The organism is Sphingomonas crusticola, assembly GCF_003391115.1.
Lineage (GTDB): Bacteria > Pseudomonadota > Alphaproteobacteria > Sphingomonadales > Sphingomonadaceae > Sphingomonas_I > Sphingomonas_I crusticola.
In genome coordinates this window covers 1543639-1558801 of sequence record NZ_QTJP01000001.1, presented here as the reverse complement: position 1 = coordinate 1558801, position 15163 = coordinate 1543639, and the positions used below count along the sequence as shown (strand labels likewise).

Annotated in this window: 21 protein-coding genes; 4 read left to right on the top strand and 17 right to left on the bottom strand. The window is 63.4% G+C overall.

Annotated elements, in window-relative coordinates; genetic code table 11:
- The first annotated feature begins 32 nt into the window (after positions 1-32).
- Positions 33-281, top strand: a complete 249-nt coding sequence (locus DX905_RS16150) for a hypothetical protein (RefSeq protein WP_205412205.1) — start codon at positions 33-35, stop codon at positions 279-281.
- A 110-nt stretch (positions 282-391) separates the two neighbouring features.
- Here DX905_RS16150 and DX905_RS07345 read toward each other — a convergent pair whose 3' ends face one another.
- The 7 genes from DX905_RS07345 to DX905_RS07305 form a co-directional block, all read right to left on the bottom strand.
- Positions 392-868, bottom strand: coding sequence for a hypothetical protein (locus DX905_RS07345; RefSeq protein ID WP_116090771.1), 477 nt, complete (start codon positions 866-868; stop codon positions 392-394).
- Positions 869-1009: 141 nt separating this feature from the next.
- Positions 1010-1972: a hypothetical protein gene (locus DX905_RS16000; protein ID WP_162875514.1), complete on the bottom strand. Its 963-nt coding sequence runs from the start codon at positions 1970-1972 to the stop codon at positions 1010-1012.
- A 265-nt stretch (positions 1973-2237) separates the two neighbouring features.
- Positions 2238-3542, bottom strand: a complete 1305-nt coding sequence (locus DX905_RS07330; RefSeq protein WP_240320772.1) for a phage terminase large subunit — start codon at positions 3540-3542, stop codon at positions 2238-2240.
- Positions 3514-3768, bottom strand: coding sequence for a hypothetical protein (locus tag DX905_RS07325; RefSeq protein WP_116090767.1), 255 nt, complete (start codon positions 3766-3768; stop codon positions 3514-3516). The genes DX905_RS07330 and DX905_RS07325 overlap by 29 nt, the downstream gene beginning before the upstream one ends.
- A gap of 133 nt (positions 3769-3901) precedes the next feature.
- Positions 3902-4213 (bottom strand): hypothetical protein, encoded by a 312-nt coding sequence (locus tag DX905_RS07320; protein WP_116090766.1) that lies wholly within the window; start codon positions 4211-4213, stop codon positions 3902-3904.
- Positions 4210-4410, bottom strand: coding sequence for a hypothetical protein (locus tag DX905_RS07315; RefSeq protein ID WP_162875513.1), 201 nt, complete (start codon positions 4408-4410; stop codon positions 4210-4212). Before DX905_RS07315 ends, DX905_RS07320 begins: the two co-directional genes overlap by 4 nt.
- Before the next feature lie 599 nt (positions 4411-5009).
- Complete coding sequence (locus tag DX905_RS07305; protein WP_116090764.1) at positions 5010-6416, bottom strand: hypothetical protein; 1407 nt, start codon at positions 6414-6416, stop codon at positions 5010-5012.
- A 611-nt stretch (positions 6417-7027) separates the two neighbouring features.
- On the opposite strand from DX905_RS07305, the gene DX905_RS07300 reads away from it, so the two are divergent.
- Positions 7028-7372, top strand: coding sequence for a hypothetical protein (locus tag DX905_RS07300; protein WP_116090763.1), 345 nt, complete (start codon positions 7028-7030; stop codon positions 7370-7372).
- 87 nt (positions 7373-7459) lie between these two features.
- On the opposite strand, the gene DX905_RS07295 is transcribed toward DX905_RS07300, so the two are convergent.
- From DX905_RS07295 to DX905_RS07265, 7 genes are all read right to left on the bottom strand, one after another.
- A complete protein-coding gene (locus DX905_RS07295) occupies positions 7460-7666 on the bottom strand; it encodes a hypothetical protein (RefSeq protein WP_162875512.1) in 207 nt (68 codons plus the stop codon).
- Positions 7659-8063: a hypothetical protein gene (locus tag DX905_RS07290; RefSeq protein ID WP_116090761.1), complete on the bottom strand. Its 405-nt coding sequence runs from the start codon at positions 8061-8063 to the stop codon at positions 7659-7661. Before DX905_RS07290 ends, DX905_RS07295 begins: the two co-directional genes overlap by 8 nt.
- The gene (locus tag DX905_RS07285; protein ID WP_162875511.1) at positions 8060-8731 is read right to left on the bottom strand and encodes a hypothetical protein; all 672 of its coding nucleotides are present in this window, start codon (positions 8729-8731) and stop codon (positions 8060-8062) included. The genes DX905_RS07290 and DX905_RS07285 overlap by 4 nt, the downstream gene beginning before the upstream one ends.
- A 114-nt stretch (positions 8732-8845) precedes the next feature.
- Positions 8846-9574: a Crp/Fnr family transcriptional regulator gene (locus DX905_RS07280; protein ID WP_116090759.1), complete on the bottom strand. Its 729-nt coding sequence runs from the start codon at positions 9572-9574 to the stop codon at positions 8846-8848.
- 261 nt (positions 9575-9835) lie between these two features.
- A complete protein-coding gene (locus DX905_RS07275) occupies positions 9836-10273 on the bottom strand; it encodes a DUF2721 domain-containing protein (protein WP_116090758.1) in 438 nt (145 codons plus the stop codon).
- 99 nt (positions 10274-10372) lie between these two features.
- Positions 10373-10771 carry a DUF3291 domain-containing protein gene (locus tag DX905_RS07270; protein WP_116090757.1) on the bottom strand — a complete coding sequence of 133 codons (399 nt, stop codon included), beginning with the start codon at positions 10769-10771 and terminating at the stop codon, positions 10373-10375.
- An 83-nt stretch (positions 10772-10854) separates the two neighbouring features.
- Positions 10855-11511, bottom strand: a complete 657-nt coding sequence (locus DX905_RS07265) for a DUF6629 family protein (protein WP_116090756.1) — start codon at positions 11509-11511, stop codon at positions 10855-10857.
- A 152-nt stretch (positions 11512-11663) separates the two neighbouring features.
- Here DX905_RS07265 and DX905_RS07260 point away from each other — a divergent pair, with 152 nt between their 5' ends.
- Positions 11664-11942, top strand: a complete 279-nt coding sequence (locus DX905_RS07260) for a DUF6894 family protein (protein ID WP_162875510.1) — start codon at positions 11664-11666, stop codon at positions 11940-11942.
- On the opposite strand, the gene DX905_RS07255 is transcribed toward DX905_RS07260, so the two are convergent.
- Positions 11939-12784, bottom strand: a complete 846-nt coding sequence (locus tag DX905_RS07255; RefSeq protein ID WP_116090754.1) for a LytTR family DNA-binding domain-containing protein — start codon at positions 12782-12784, stop codon at positions 11939-11941. The genes DX905_RS07260 and DX905_RS07255 overlap by 4 nt on opposite strands.
- Positions 12785-12929: 145 nt before the next feature.
- Between DX905_RS07255 and DX905_RS07250 the strand changes: the two genes are divergently transcribed.
- On the top strand, positions 12930-13976 hold the full coding sequence (locus DX905_RS07250; protein WP_116090753.1) for an SAM-dependent methyltransferase: 1047 nt from the start codon (positions 12930-12932) through the stop codon (positions 13974-13976).
- 10 nt (positions 13977-13986) lie between these two features.
- Here the strand turns inward: DX905_RS07250 and DX905_RS07245 are convergent, their stop codons facing one another.
- Entirely contained in the window at positions 13987-14673 is a 687-nt protein-coding gene (locus tag DX905_RS07245) for an RES family NAD+ phosphorylase (protein ID WP_116090752.1), read from the bottom strand.
- A gap of 5 nt (positions 14674-14678) precedes the next feature.
- Entirely contained in the window at positions 14679-15110 is a 432-nt protein-coding gene (locus DX905_RS07240; RefSeq protein ID WP_116090751.1) for an antitoxin Xre-like helix-turn-helix domain-containing protein, read from the bottom strand.
- Between the last annotated feature and the right edge of the window lie 53 nt (positions 15111-15163).

The window sequence follows — 15163 nt, the reverse complement described above, 5'->3', positions numbered from 1 at the left end:
TCGAACCGCCCCCCCCGGTGCAGCCTCGTCCCATGAGCGACAACCAATATCGCGGAGGACCGAGCGTCGGTGGGATGTGGGGCTGCGGCGTTGCGGCCCTGCTCGGAGCGCCCTTGTTCGCCGTCTTGATCGTCGGTGACGCATTGGGTGACTGCGCTCCGGACATAAACTGCCACAAGGGCTTTCTCAGCCACGTTGCGCTTCCGACAGCCATCGCCGTAACCTTGATATTCGTCGCAGTCCGCGCGCTCGTCGGCTTCATTCGGCGAGACGGCCGTTAACCGCCCGCCCTCTCCCGCACGCGCCGGAAGCTTAAGGCCCGGCTAGGCAACACTGGCCCCGTCACCCCGGCGCAGGCCGGGGTCCACTCAGCGGCCAGGCTAATTCGCCTTTACGACGCTAAGCCTGCCCCACCATCGCACCGCATCGCCGATCGCTCATCCAGTGGCGTATTCGTCCGCTTCCCCGGTGGCGTAAACGCAATCGAAACCCGGTAGCATGCCGGCCGCCCGGCCAGCGGATAATAGATCACCCGATCCAGCCGCGCCGGCGCGATCCGCCCCGCCGCCAGCAATTCCCGCGTCCACACCTTGCCGACCTCGCGCGCCTGCAAAGGGCCGCGGCAATTGTCGACATGGAACAGCCGTGGAAAGCGCACCCCTTCGGTCATCACCATCACCGCGCAACCGTTCAGCCGCCGAACGCTGTCGCCATGATAATCGCGGGCAATGAGATACCGGCGGTTGCCGCACCGCGCGCTCGTCACATCTCCTGCTTCGGGGTAGGTATATTGATAACTGATCACGCACCTCGTGGCCGGCCCGTTCAGGCCGGCCAGTATCTCCGGCGGCGGAAGAGCATCGATCACTAATCACCTCAGCGCGCACGAGTGCTCGGCGGACGATGCCCGGCCAGCGGGAACTCAGATCATAACAGGAACAATACACTCAGGGAACGGTTAGCTTGGTGATGCACGCTTTCTGCCCAACCTGACTTCGTGCGATCGGCCCTAATTCCGCAAGTTTCGCTCTCGGCGCTGCCACTCGTCTTGCAAATGGTATCCAGCTAAGCCGGCAGGGTATCCGTGAAGGAGGCCCATGTCTTGTGGCAGGAAATGGTCGACTAGAAAGTTGTCGCCCAATTGCTGTTTAGCCTTGGGTTGCCATCGCTTCAGGCGAGCCGATATGCCGGCTTTGGATTCCCGTCGCACTCCGGAGGCCAAGCTGAAATCGGGAATGACGCTCCCACCGCCCTTCAGAAAAACACGCTGCTTCTTTCCAGGCAGGACCGTGTCGCCGGCGGCCCAGATTCTCGCTTTAGACAAGCTTTCGCCGATCTCTTCTTTATTGAGCGGGGGTTTGTAGCCCTGAGGCATTGCAGCGAGGTCCGCTTTAGCCATTTGCTGACCAGGGAGCCTTTCGAAAAGCCTCCTTCCGGCCGCACCGCCTGCTGATCCCCACAGCCTTGCCGTTGATGCGTTCTCCAGCGCTTTTTGAAGCGATGGCCTTCGCCCGTTAAACGCGTCCTGAGCCAACGAGCTTACGAATCCTCCTACCGTGCTTGCTTGGCCCGGCTGGCCCCGCGGGGCCATCAGACCTTCAGCCACTCCACCTAGCCCTGCACCAGCATAGTCGCCCAGCGTGCTGTGAGGGTCCGCTAAATATTGACCGCCGATACCTGCCAGGCCTCCGGCGCCAGCGAGCGTCTTCAGTTCCTTGGCGATGATCGGTGCGGTCTCAGCCAGACGAACGCCGCCTCGTCCGATGACGCTGAGGCCACCGGAACCAGCAAGTTGAAGAGCTGCGCCCAACCCTTTGCCCCAGCCGCGGGCGACCGGGTGCTCCTTTGCATCGAGCCGATCCAGTTCGTGCTGCGCTTGAACGCGATGCCGATATGAATCAAAGATGGGTTTGCCGTGATAAGCGTCATAAAATGCGCCGGCTCCCGCAAACAAATGATCGTCGATACCCAATGTTAGGTAATCAAGAGCGCCGTCAATTAGGGCGCCGCTAGCGGAGCGCGGAGCGATTGCTGCCGGGAGGCGGCCGCCGTTAAAGACAAGCCCTCCGCGGCGACGAAGTCGATTCTGTAGCAGCATTTCAACCTCCCTCTGACGACGAGTGAGCGCGGGGGCTCGGGCACCGACGTGAAATGCTGCGATCTAAAAGCCGACGTGGAAGCGCTATAGCCTGGCAACGGTTGGGCAGCGGATGCGCAGTCAGAGTTAGCGTCGCGCTTCAAACAATCCCCCTGTTCGAATACGTAATCCGCCGCTTCGCCATCGGCGCCTCATACGCCATGCACATCAGCCCGAACGCGTCCGCGCCATGGCTCGACCAATCATGTGCCGGCCCCAGGCCAATCCCGCGCACATCGTCCTTCTTCTCATGATACCAGCCGAGCGCATCGCGCCCGCCCGCGGTCGTGTCCGCGTCGAACCACACGCTCGGCATCAGCCGCCGTGCCGCCTCGATCCGGGCCGACGCCGCGCCCTTGCCCTGGTTGGCCACCACCGTCACCCGATAGCCGGCGGCCCGCAGCGCGCTTTCGTAGGAGACGTCATACACCTTGTCCTGCGTCGCGCCGTCGTGCGGCAGCCAGAATTCCGCGCGCTCCGGGCCATAGCCTTGGGCGCGCAGCCAGGTGAGGTGCACCGCCAACGGCTGCCCCACCGCCTCGTAATAATCGCGCACCCGTATCTCGCGGCCCACGAATTGCGCCGGCCAGCAGGCGAAGGCATCCGCCCGCGCGCCGGTGCCGCCAATGTCGCAGAACAGGCGCACCGTCAGCAGCGGATCGAACGCCACGTTGCCGATCCGCCCCTCCGCCTTGGCCGCCGCCAGCGGCCGCGCCAGATAGGCGCCGGCGGTCGCGCTCACATAGCCGCCTTCCCAGATATGGTCATATTGGTCGGGCTGGATGCGCAGGCAATCCTGCCGCTCCTGCTCCAGCTCGGCGGTGAACCACGGATTGTGGCGCCAGTTCGCCTCCACCACGCACGCGCCGGTCGGCAGCTCCGCCCCGCGCAGCATCGCGTCGACCGCATCGGCCTTGCGCCTGGGGTTCCAGCTCCACCACATTTCCGCGCCGCTCGCGCGCATCGTTGGCCGCAACAGGTTGATGCTGTGCTGGGTCGCGCCCTGCGCTTCTTCCCACCAGCTCCGCTTGAAGCCTTCCAGCGATTTGATGCTCTCGGCATTCGCATCCTGCATGCCGCGGAATTCGATCAGCCCGTCGCCGGGCGTGCGGATCACGTCGCGATAGACTTTGAAGCCGTCGCGCTCGCCGAGAACGAACAATGCCAATTTGGCCTCGATCAACGCTTTGGATGATTGCGCCAGATCCCTCTGCACCTCGCGGATGCACACGCTGCGCAGCCCTTCGCCGCCATTCTCACCGGGATGGCGCAGACTGTCGTCGATCATCAGCCCGGCAAAGAAATGCGACTTGCCCGATCCGCGCCCGCCCCACGCCGCCTTGTCGCGCGCAGGGGCGAGCAGGGGATGGAAGGGCTTAGCCGTCTTGATGTGGAGCCGTGACAATCTGCCGCTCGATGACGTGATAGGTCGGGCCGGAGGCTGGGTCATTCGGGTCCTCCTGCTGCAACATGGCGGTGATCATCTTCAGATAATCGACCGGCTTGTCGGCCCGCATCCTGGCGATCACCTCCGCGCCATGCGCATCGAAATCGGTGACGAGATGCTTGGTCAGCGCGCCGCGCAACTTGGTGCGCGGCGACGCCGGTGCGGCACGCTTCTTCTGTGTCATTCTGTCCCCCCGAGTTTGTCAGCTAGATGGCATACGGAATATCGAGATCGCCCCGGGTCAGGGCTTTCCATGACCGTCACCCCGGCGAAGGCCGGGCCCCATCCAGCGGCCTGGTGAATCAGCACCTGGTCCGTCACCCGCCGGTCAGCCGAAGGACCTCTTCGAGTTCAGGCGACATCCGCAGCTCTTCCGGTACGGGGCGTGAATTATAGGCGCGCATGGAATGTCGGCCTGCGCTGTTGCTGCTCGGCGCCCGGCTGATTGGCCGCGCGCTCTCGCTCTGAAACGCCGTTGTGACCATCTTCAGATAGTCCGCGGGCTTTTCGTTGCGCAGATTGGCGATCACCTCGGCGCCATAGGCCGTGAAGTCGTTGATCAGATGGTCGGCGAGCGCGGCGTTTAGCCGCTCGCGTGCCGTTTCCGCCTGGCGCTTCCGCGTGCTCATGCCGGGTGCCGGACGGGCGATGCCGGTCCTCCCCGAAACACCGCCCGGATCGCCGCCGCCACCCGCTCGCCCTCGGCGATCCGCCGCTCGGCTTCCTCGGCGGTCCACGCCGGCTCCGCGCAGCGCGCGGTCAGCCGATGCAGGTCGCGGCTCAGCGGCAGTAGCCGCCCCGCCATATCGCTTCGGGCACCTGCCATCGCTGACCCTCCCCAAACGCAAAAAGCCCGCCGGGTGGCGGGCTTTCTGACGCAGTCCTACTGCTCAAATATTGCAGTACATAACAAGAACGGATTTGTCAAGAGCAAAGTCGGCCGGGCATTTCTCGGTGCGCTTTTACGCCGTCCAAATTGTACCGAGGCCGCTTGATCGGCGGCTGGCCGCTGAACCTACCACCGCCCGCGACGTTCACTCGCAATGCCACACGCCAGCAACATCATCGTCTGTAATGGCCCCGACAGCCCGCACGCCTTCGACATCATCCCGCTCCAGCCGAGGAACGGCACGCTCGATGCCGAATGCCCGGTCTGCAAAGGCTATGGCCAGTGGAATTCCGAATTCGATCTGGTGAGCTTCCGCTGCGAGCGGGTCATCTGCGGCCGCTGCTATGGCGCCGGCCTGAGGCCCGCTTCGACTCTACGATCGCTCGGCGCATGTCCGCATCGCGTTGTAAGATTCCCGGTCCGGCGGAAGACCGACAATGCGACCGGGACATTGTGGATCCCGGTCGCATCGCCATTCTCGCCGCCGGCAAAACCGATGCACGCCGACCGCCCATCTTCGGCATCGACGCTCGGATCTAGGGGCCGACGTTGGGGCTGGTTACATTGTGCCCCCCGGCACTTTGGTTGACGATGCCGGCAGAGCAGGCATTGTTGCTCCCGGAAGGCGCGGTGTTGTAGGAAAACAGATTGGACGTCCAGATGGTGTAGTCCACACCGGGCAGTATGAGTCCGGCGTTCATGGGCCACGTTACGTCGTTGAGCCAATCCCCGCCGCAAAACTGATTGCCGGTGACAACAGCTCGATTGGCCCGTATCTCCACACCGGGATACAACGTCTGGTTGCTCTGATAATATTTCCCACAGCCGTAGATATGGTTATTGGCGATCGTCGTCATCGCGGAAGAGATATACAGGCAAGATCCTCCTGCGAACTTAAGCCAATTGTTGGACATGGTGACCCCGAGGTTTCCACCTGTCGGGGGCGGGAAGCGACCTGGCAGCACACTGACGAGATTGTTCGCCACGGCACCGCTGTAAAAGCCTCTCAGCCAAGAGTCGGACATCTTGAAGCCGTCAACAAGATCAGTCAGGTCGATCATATTATCGCCGGTGCCGAAACTCTCCGCTTCAAAATCGTGCAACGTGAAGAAGCCAGGGCAATAAAGTGGGCTGCTCATTGTGGGGCAGCTAGACTTCAGCGCATACCCGTTTGTTTCGCAGGTGGTGTTCGTCCACCAGACCGTCTGAACGCGATCTTGAACGTCGTAGCAAACCGAATGAGAGCCGGCATTTGCCATGGTCCGGTTGAAGGCAACGACGTCTAGCGTGGAATAAGTATTTGCTACCGAACCGGTAAGCCGGAACGCCGCGCAGCTGAGGCCCCCTGAAACGGTGGGCTCATAGCTTTTGATCATGACGTCTTCGAAGGTTACGAAAAAACCGCCGTTGACCTTGGCACCTATGCAGGGAGCATACATGTTGACCCGCGCAACGAGCACCTGCTGCCAGTAATTGATCTCAAGAAAGGCGCCGCTCCTCCCGTTGCTGACCGATCCGAAATTGTTCACCATCGTAATATCGTGAATATATAGGCCGTTGGCGAAGTTGTTTGGTCCGTTTGGGCTCGGAAGATGTGAACTATTATCCACCAGCGCTTTGATCATCGCTAAATCATCGGTGCGATGGCCGGCGACAAATTCCGTGCCGCTGCCGACTGTTCCGTTGCCCGTGCCGTCTGGGGGCGGCATCTGCGGGTACCGATCGCCCGCGCCGGCGCCGGCCAGTTCGAGGCCAGAGCATTTCAGCAGAACGGTCCCGTCGATCCGATAAATCCCTGCCGCGAAGGAAAGCACTCCTCCAGGTCCCGGGATGGTGGCGGCGTTGCTGTTGCATATTGAATCTACGGCTGTCTGAATGCATCCGGTGGCATCCGCTTGGCCGGTCAATTGCGTGCCGCTGCAAAAATTGGTCACCTGAAGCATATTCGCGCCGATGCTTGGAGAAACTGCGGCCGGCGCTACACCTGCAGACATGACCTGCTGGCGGTTTTGGGCCGCTACTGGCGGAGCGACTACCAAGAAAACAAAAAGAAGCTTTAGAAGGAGGCTTGGTATGTTATGGAACAATAGGTGTGTTAAGTACCTCATCGTACTACTCCGAGTTACTCGAGTGGGAAAAGGTAGGTAAAGCTGCTTGATAAGGCAGACGCGAAGCTACTGGCGCAGCTTTAGCTGCGCAGTTATACCAAGCGAAACGCGCACGCTTGGATTAACACCTGTTCTGCGACTGGCGTTTGTGGTGATCGGGGATTATGTCATGCGCGCCGGCGGCGGCACCGAGCCTTATCAGGCATCTCATGTCCCCGGATCGGCCTGAAATCGTTGAGCTTGCCGGCCGACCGTCCGTCGCGCGTCAGCCCAGGCTAGGCACGAAGCCCGCCGGATGGGTGGGCCTTTGCGCAGTCCCACTGCTCAAATATCGCGGTACATAACAAGAACGGATTTGTCAAGAATAAAGCCGCATCCCCACGCCGTTAAGACGTCGGCGGCTCATGATTAAGTGAACCTCCCACTGCCAGCGACGTTCATCCAAAATGCCGCACGCCAGCAACATCATCGTCTGTAACGGCCCCGACAGCCCGCACGCCTTCGACATCATCCCGCTCCAGCCCAGGAACGGCACGCTCGATGCCGAATGCCCGGTCTGCAAAGGCTATGGCCAGTGGAATTCCGAAATCGATCTGGTGAGCTTCCGCTGCAAGCGGGTCATCTGCGGTCGCTGCTATGGCGCCGGCTGGGTCGAGACCGGCAGCGATCCGATCGCCCTGCCAGACATCGAGGTGACGGCGGAGGGCTATCCGAAATGGGTCGTGCGATACCTGTCTGCCGAAGAAGCCGAGGCAATCAAGGGCTCGGTGCCGCTCGCCACCAAGCCATAGGGTTCGCTGCCGCAGAAACGCCGCGGCGGGCCCGCCAGCTCCCTGTCTCCGCAATGCTGTCGGCGCGCGCTGCTCAGGTTGGCGCCGTCAGCTAACCTCTGTCGCCGCAGTCACCGCTCGCTTGCGCGGCCGACAAACGTAAATCTGCAAGATCGCCAGCCCTATCCAGAACCAGTCGATCCGCGGCGTTACGAACGCGTCGTAACATTCGATCGTCAGCAGCGCCGCCCCGATCGTGAACGCGATCCAGCGCAAAATGATCAGCCACTTTATGCGGCGTATCGCCTCAATCATTGCCGGCCGCCCCGTCGTCATCCCGACGTATTTCCACCTGGCTAATCTCAAGCTGTCCATTGCCCCAATTGGCGCTCAGATAGCCGCCCTCGCCGTTCTCATGGCCGCAGGGCGGGAGACCGTCATAGGGCCAGCGCGGATCGGGCGGCAGGCATGTCTTCGGCGGCGTGGGGACGTTCGGCTGCGCGAACGTCCAGTACATGTTGATCTCAGGCGACACGAAGATATCGGCGTTTCGCAACTGCCAGGGATAGGCGACGATCCGCCCGAATATCTTCTGCTGGACATCGATCGGCTCGAGCAACAGCATGTGGATACGCTCAACCGTCCGCAGGGCGCACAACAGCGGCAGCGCCACGAAAAAGAAGATTCTCAGCTCGACCCACGATCTGCTCACCGCACGCTGCCTCCGGTGATCCGGATCGGGTTGCTGCTGCCCGGACAGAAGATATTGGCATCGCGCTGCGCCAGATAGACGGCTTGGCTGGCGGCGGCATTGGCGGCGCGCGCCAGCCGCCCGTTACCCAAGCCGACCTCCCTCGGTGCAGCATCGAAATCAAACGTGTCTCGAATTCCTGTCAGCCGGTCGTCCTTGTCGAAAAAGCCGGTCGCCGTGCCGAGCAGCCCGTCCAGCTCATCCGCACCATAGGATCCGGTGAAATTGACGTTCCGCCGATAGGCACCATTCGCCATCGGGAATTTCCGCCCGCTGACGACATGGTCTCCATATGTACGGTACTGGTCGATCGCAGCCTTCATTTCCGCCGGGCTTAGCCGGTAGGCGCCGCCGCCGCCTCCGAAGTAACGGCGCATCATCGTGCGCTCGGTCGGTGTGTTGAGCGTGGTCCCGGCAACGTTGGCCACGCCCGTCCAGAAATTCCTGGCGACGTTGCAGAACAATGGGTTGCGCAGCGGCTCGGCGGATAAGACCGCATTGATCCTGCCAAGAACGCCGTGTTTGCCGCCTGAGGGCGTCTGACGGGGAGGGGACGCAGGCCGCGGCCCAAGCGGAGAAAGATATTTTGAAACGAGCCCGAAATAATCGGTTTTGACCGGTTGCGGCATCGCATTCTCCACATCATGGAGTCGAACTGAGCCGGTCGAGGCGCAATCCTACTGCTCAAATATTGCAGTACATAACGAGAACAAATTTGTCAAGCCGGTTCTTGCTCGGCCGCGTCACGCCACTGCGTGCAGATAGCGCGCGTCGAAGTCGGCGATGCGCTGCAACGCCGGCCAATCGGTGATGCGAATGTCGCGCTTGTCGCGCACGATCACGTCCATCCGGTCCAGTTCCTGCAACATGCGGTTGACGTGGACCGGCGTCAGGCCGGTCGCGTCGGCAATGTCGTTCTGCGTCATCGGCAATTGGATCCGGTCCGGCGCGCTTCTGCCGGCGGCTGCCCGTACCGCGAATTCGCACAGCATGTGGGCGATGCGCGCGCGCGCGCTCCGCCGGCCGACATTGAGCACCCATTCGCGATATATTGATCCGTCGATCAACGTATCGCACCACAATGCGTCGGCAACATTGGGACGTTCCCGTATCAGGGCACGCAGCGCCGTCGTCGGCATCCACCCGATCTTCGCTGGGGTGATCGTCTGCACGTCATGATCGGCGCGCGGCAGCATCACCGTCTGCAGATCGACGATATCGCCCGGCAGGTGGAAAGACACGATCTGGCGGCCGCCGTCGCCCGCGGCGCGCTGGCGGCAGGCAAAGCCGCCCAGCAGCAGTGCGCACTGCGTCGTCTCCTCGCCGTTGCGCACCAGCACGCTGTTGGCCGGCACGGACCGCACATCGCAGGGCAGCGCCCGGATGGCGGCCCTGTCCTGATCGTCGAGTTTTGCTAGCCGTTCGAGTTTGGCGATGGCGGCGCCAAAAATATCGTCGTCGTTCGTCGCCATGCGGCTCCTCATCAATGCCCCTCCGCGGGGGACAACACCCAAGCATAATACTGGTTTCCGCCAGCGCGGGCTCACTCTCGCGGAATGTTCACTCACACTGATTGATTCTGAAATATGCGTGCGAATATAATAAGATGAACGTGTGCTGCAACGTCGGTTGGGTGCCGGTTCATGCGCCCTGCGCCAAAGCCCCCCTGCGGTCGTCGGCGCGATTACAGCCCTAGGAGCGTCGGCGGCCGCACCCCCACCTTCACGAACGTTTTAGCGGTCGAGTGCTTCGGCGGCATCGTCCACCTTGTCGCGGATCGTCCGGCCCGACAGGATCGTCTCGATCGAAAAGGCGGCGAGCGCGGCGATCGCACAAACCAGGGCGCCGCCGAACGCGGTGAACAACACCGCTCCCCACGCCACCTGCTGGAGCGCCCCCAGGAACATGGTCAGGGCCGCGCAACAGGTCAGCGCGCCGGAGCAGGCTGCGAACAGCACCGCGGCGTCCAGGATGCGCGAGCGCAGATTTAGCCGTCGGAGCTCGGTGCGGTCGCAATGCGGGTCGCCCAACAGCCCGTGCGCCCGGTCGGCGATCCTGCCCAAGCGCGTCGTGAAGACATTGAGCAGCGAGGCGATGCCCGCCAATAGAAAGATCGGCGTCAGCGCGAGCTGCACGACATGAGCTGCGGTATCGAGCGTGTTGCCGGGCATGGCCGCAGCCTAGCCGCCTGCGACCGCGAAGCAAGCCGCGGATCCGACGCTTGGTCGATGTTCAGCCTTTGCCGTTCGGTGCGATCCGCGTGGCGCGGTTCAAGCGCGCCGGCGCAACGTCATCGCGGCATGGTCCGGGCTGGGATGCCGCACCTTGGACGGTCGCCCTTCGCTCCGCATGCGCGCTTCCGCGTCGGCCCAGCCGGGCAGGATAGCGGCCCCCTGATCCCAATGCGCAACGCTTGCCTCGTCGCACCACTCCATCAGCTTGGGCATAGCGATGCGGTGGGCGCCGGTCGTGATATAGCTACGCATGCTTTCCGCGCTGTCCCACAGGGTCAGCGTCCAGAACGTCCATTGCCGGTCGGGCAACAGCCCGCCGTCCAGGAATCCCGGTGCCGCCGCCACCTGGCTGCGCGTGCGCATGGTCTGGACGAAGAAGGCGGGCAGGAACCGCAGCGCGCGGATTCTCAGGCGGGTGACGCTGACGAATGGCATGGGGCTGGATATCCAGGTTGACCGACGCGTGATGCACCCGCCGCTTCCCGATAACCACCGAATAGAAGGGAAGCGCGACCGCCTCAGCCGGCGGGGACGATGCTCACGCTGATCCGCTGCCGCAGGAATTGCCAGTAGATCATCACGCTCAGCGCCGCGGCATAGAAGCACCATACCGACGCGAACGCATATTCGCGCACCAGCTGCACGATCGTCAGGCCGATGATGTTGAGGATGCCGTACCACTGCACCACGCGATGGCTCGACAGCAACAGCGCACCGCACGTCGCCAGGATATACAACAGCGATATTCCGAAATTGCCGGTCAGCGGATTGCGGTAGGCGATCATGTGATGATCGATGAACACCCGGCTGGGGTAGCAGAGCAGGCCGTACAGATCCCACGCGCTCACCACCGCGCCGATCATGGTGAGGCCCCATATCGCAGTTCGCCGCCGCCCGGGCGGCTCCATCAGCGCCACCGCCGCCGGCATCAGCGTCGGCAATAAACCCTGGGCATAAAGCGTGAACAGGAATGCCGCGCGGTGCAGCCCAGCCGGCCCGATCGTACCGTTCAGGCCGAGCCACACCACGCCCTCGGTGAACTGGTGCAGTGCGAACAACAGCGGCATCGATGCGAACAGCAAGGTCCTCGGCTCGCGTACATGGCGCAACGTCGCCACGCCGATCGAGGCCAGCGCACCGCCGGCGAAGAAGCTCGCCGTGGGCGAGAAGCACATGCGATTTCTCCAAGGCGATATCTGCTCTGAAGCGCTCCCGTCGCCCCGGCCGCCAGCGTGCAGCACCGCGTCGGTCGGGTCTACAACCTATGGAAGGAACATGATTATTCTGGGCGGACGCAACCTATAATCGTGAAACGGGGTTACTTTTCGTGGCAAATGCCCGCAGGGCGATTCGAAAGGATGCCAGCGTGAGCCTGTATTTTTTTAATCTGCATGAATGCGGCACCGTAGTGCGGGATGAAGAAGGCCGCGATCTGGATCTGGCCGCGGTGCGCGAAATTGCGATCAAGGATGCGCGCTTCATCCTCAGCAGTGAAATCCTCAACGGCGCCATCTGTCTCGATTGCTGCATCATCGTCGAGGACGAACAACGGCGTGAGGTGATGCGCGTACCGTTCCGCGACGCGGTCTCGATCGGCGGCTGCTAGCGCGCCGTTCCCCAGGCTGCGCCTTGCTGAGCATGAGGCTGGCTCGTGGGCACGGCCGGTAACGGGTCGAGCCAGCCGGCGGCGCGGATCGCGGCGATCCGCGCCCGTGCGACCGGCACCTCGATCCCGTTGCTGAGCTTCAATTGTAGCGAGCGGCTGTCCCCCGCAGCGCCGCGCACGGCCGCCTGCGCCACCCACCACGAACGGTGCACCTGCAGGCCGCGCGCGCCAAGCTGGTTCACCGCATCGCGCATCGACGCGAAATAAAGCTGCGATCCCGCGCTCGTATAGGCCCGCACATGATGGTCCTCCATCTGCAGGCACAGGACCAGGTCCAGCAGCCGCTCCGGCAGGCGTGCCGCGCTTTCCACGCCCTCGGCTTCGATCGCCGCGCCGGCGCGGACCGGCCCGGCGACCGCCTTTCGCGCACCCGCGAACCGGAAATTCTCGAGCCACAGCGCCAATGCCACCGACGGCGCTGCCAGGATCAATGTCAGCACATACCATTCGTGGGGTCTGATGCCGGAAGCATGGACCGGCCAGAACAGGCTGCAGATCAAAGCCGCAAATGCTGCGAGCGGGATGCAGGCGATGAGCGTCGTGCCCGCGCCGGCAAACAAGGCCGGCAAATGCCTGCGCTCGGCGAAGGCGATGGCGCTGGTGACGCTCGGCCACAGGATGAAAGTCCCGGCCCAGAACACCGCGACCCAGAAGCAAAGCCGGCTGATCGGGTTGCCGATGAAGCTGCCATAAGGTCCCACGAAACCGCACAGCAGTCCGCCCAGCGTCGTCCAGCCCAGCAGCCTCGCCCAGCGATGCGCATTGCCGATCGGATAAGCCATGCCCCAAGCCCACCTTGCGCTGCGGTTGGCGGCCGCGCGGTTCGCCCGGCTGCCCGTTTGCCGGTTCACGAAGAGCAAGTCGCACAAGCCTGCCACGCCTTGCAAGCGCCCTCCGGTCCGATGTGGTGACGGTGGGGGGAATGAAATGTTCGGCAGATTGCGCCGCAAGACGCGGGAGATCGCGGATCAGCGGCTTGGCGAATTGCTGTCGCTGTCCACCTCCGCCGGCCAGCCCAACCTCCACCAGCTCAGGCTGATCGCCAACGCGATCGAACCGCTGAGCCTCAACATCAAGCAGATGGGCTATGGTCTGGCGCGCGAACTCGCCGCGGCGCTGCCGCCCCCCGGGCCAAGCCGGCCGCGGCGAATGAACCTCCCCAACAGCCTGTCGACGCAGGCGGCGATCGAAAGCGATTGGGTGGCGCATTGGTGCAACGAGCTGCGCATCCCGGTCGTCTTCCACCGCAAGATCTGGGAATTATGCTTCGTGCTGCAGGCATTGTACGATGGCGGCCATATCCGGCCGGGCGCGCGGGGCCTCGGCTTCGGTTGCGGGACCGAGCCGATCCCCAGCTATCTCGCCGCGCATGGCGTCTCCGTCACCGCGACCGATCAGTCCCCCGTCTGCGCTGCCGGGACGGGTTGGATCGAGACCGGGCAATATGCCTCCGCCGAATCCGCGTTCATGCCGCATCTGGTCGGCCGCCCCGATTTCGATCGTCACGTGGCTCTGCGCGTCGTCGACATGAACGCGATTCCCGACGATCTGCGCGGTTTCGACTTCTGCTGGTCGATCTGCGCGCTGGAACATCTCGGTTCGATCGACCACGGCCTGCGCTTTATCGAGAATTCGTTGGCGACGTTACGTCCCGGCGGCCTGTCGGTGCACACCACTGAATTCAACATCCGCGACGATGGGCCGACGATCGATCATTGGCCCTCTGTCGCCTTTCAGCGCCGCCATATCGAACGGCTCGCCGCCCGCCTGCGCGCGCAAGGTCATCGCGTGCGGCCGTTCGATTTCGCGCTTGGCGACAAGCCGCTCGATCGCTTCATCGATCTGCCGCCCTTTCATAATGATCTGCCCGACAATATCGGCGATCTGCTCGGCCCGATCGCGCATCTCAAGGTGGCGTTCGAAAGCGCGGTGGTCACCTGCATCGGCCTCGCGATCGAGAGGGGCGAGGATTGAGCGGGGGCGTCTAGCCGATCCTGTCCACTGTCGGTTGCGGAGCGCCATGCCATGCCATCCGATAGACATCGCCCTGCGCCACCGATTGCACGGCATGCGGCACCAGCGCGGCGATGCAGGTGCCGCCGCGATGGCGTACCGACGGATAGAGCACCCCGTTGAGCCCTGCCGCGCGCACCTCGGCCGCGATCGCGTTGCCGACCGGATATCCGACCGCCGGATCGGGGTGCAGCGCCGCATGATCCGGGTGCGCGCGCAGGTCGAGAAATTCCCCGGCGAAGCTCGCGAACAATTCGGCATAGTCCACAGTCGCCTCGAACACGCCCGTCGCTGCCAGCATCTCGGTCAGGTGGAAGCCCACTTCGGCCAGGCAGGTTTCCACCTCGAGCGCGGCATACCACGCCCCCCGATCCGCGCCGTTGAACCGATTGGGCGCGCGCGGCTTGGCGTAAGCGAAGGCGGCATTGATGTGCGCTGCGTGGGGCACGCCATAGACCAGTTCATAAGGCTGGACCGCGCCCGCGCCGCGCGCCTGCGCGATCAGCCGGTTGCTGGTCGCGCCCTCGATCTCGGCCAGGGCCGCCATGTCATCCGCATCGCCAAGGCCCAGCAGCACCGGCTCGCGCAGCCGCGCGCTCGTCACCAGACGCACGGTACGCGCCAGCGCCACGCGCGTGACCGTCAGTCCCTCGATCATGGGAGCTACAGGCCGCCGCGCACCGCATCGACATAGCGCCGCGTCTCCAGCATCATCGGAATGCCGCCCTCGACCATCGCCTCGACCGGGCTGCGCCGCCCGAAGATCGGGCCATTATTGGCCAGCCGCGGCCAACGATCCGCCATCCCGTCGGCGAACAACAGGTGCAGGCCCTTATAGACGCCGATCGCCGCCGAGGCGCGCGTCATCTGGTCCTGCGACAAGGGCTGGCCCCAGCTGCCGCGCTTGATCCGGTCCCATGTGCTTTCGGACACGCCCAGCAACGCCGCCGCCTCGGCATTGCTCAATCCCCAATGGCGGCACAAATTGCGGAAGCCCCTCATCGCCACCGCCGACAACCGCGCCCGATCCTCGGCCCGCGCGAAGGTCTGCAGATCGAACGTCGGCACGTCGGTTGCTGAGAGCGTTGCTTCCATGGGGTGGACTTAGTCTAAAAAGTGAGTGGCGTCAATTGGTGCGGCATGTCGCG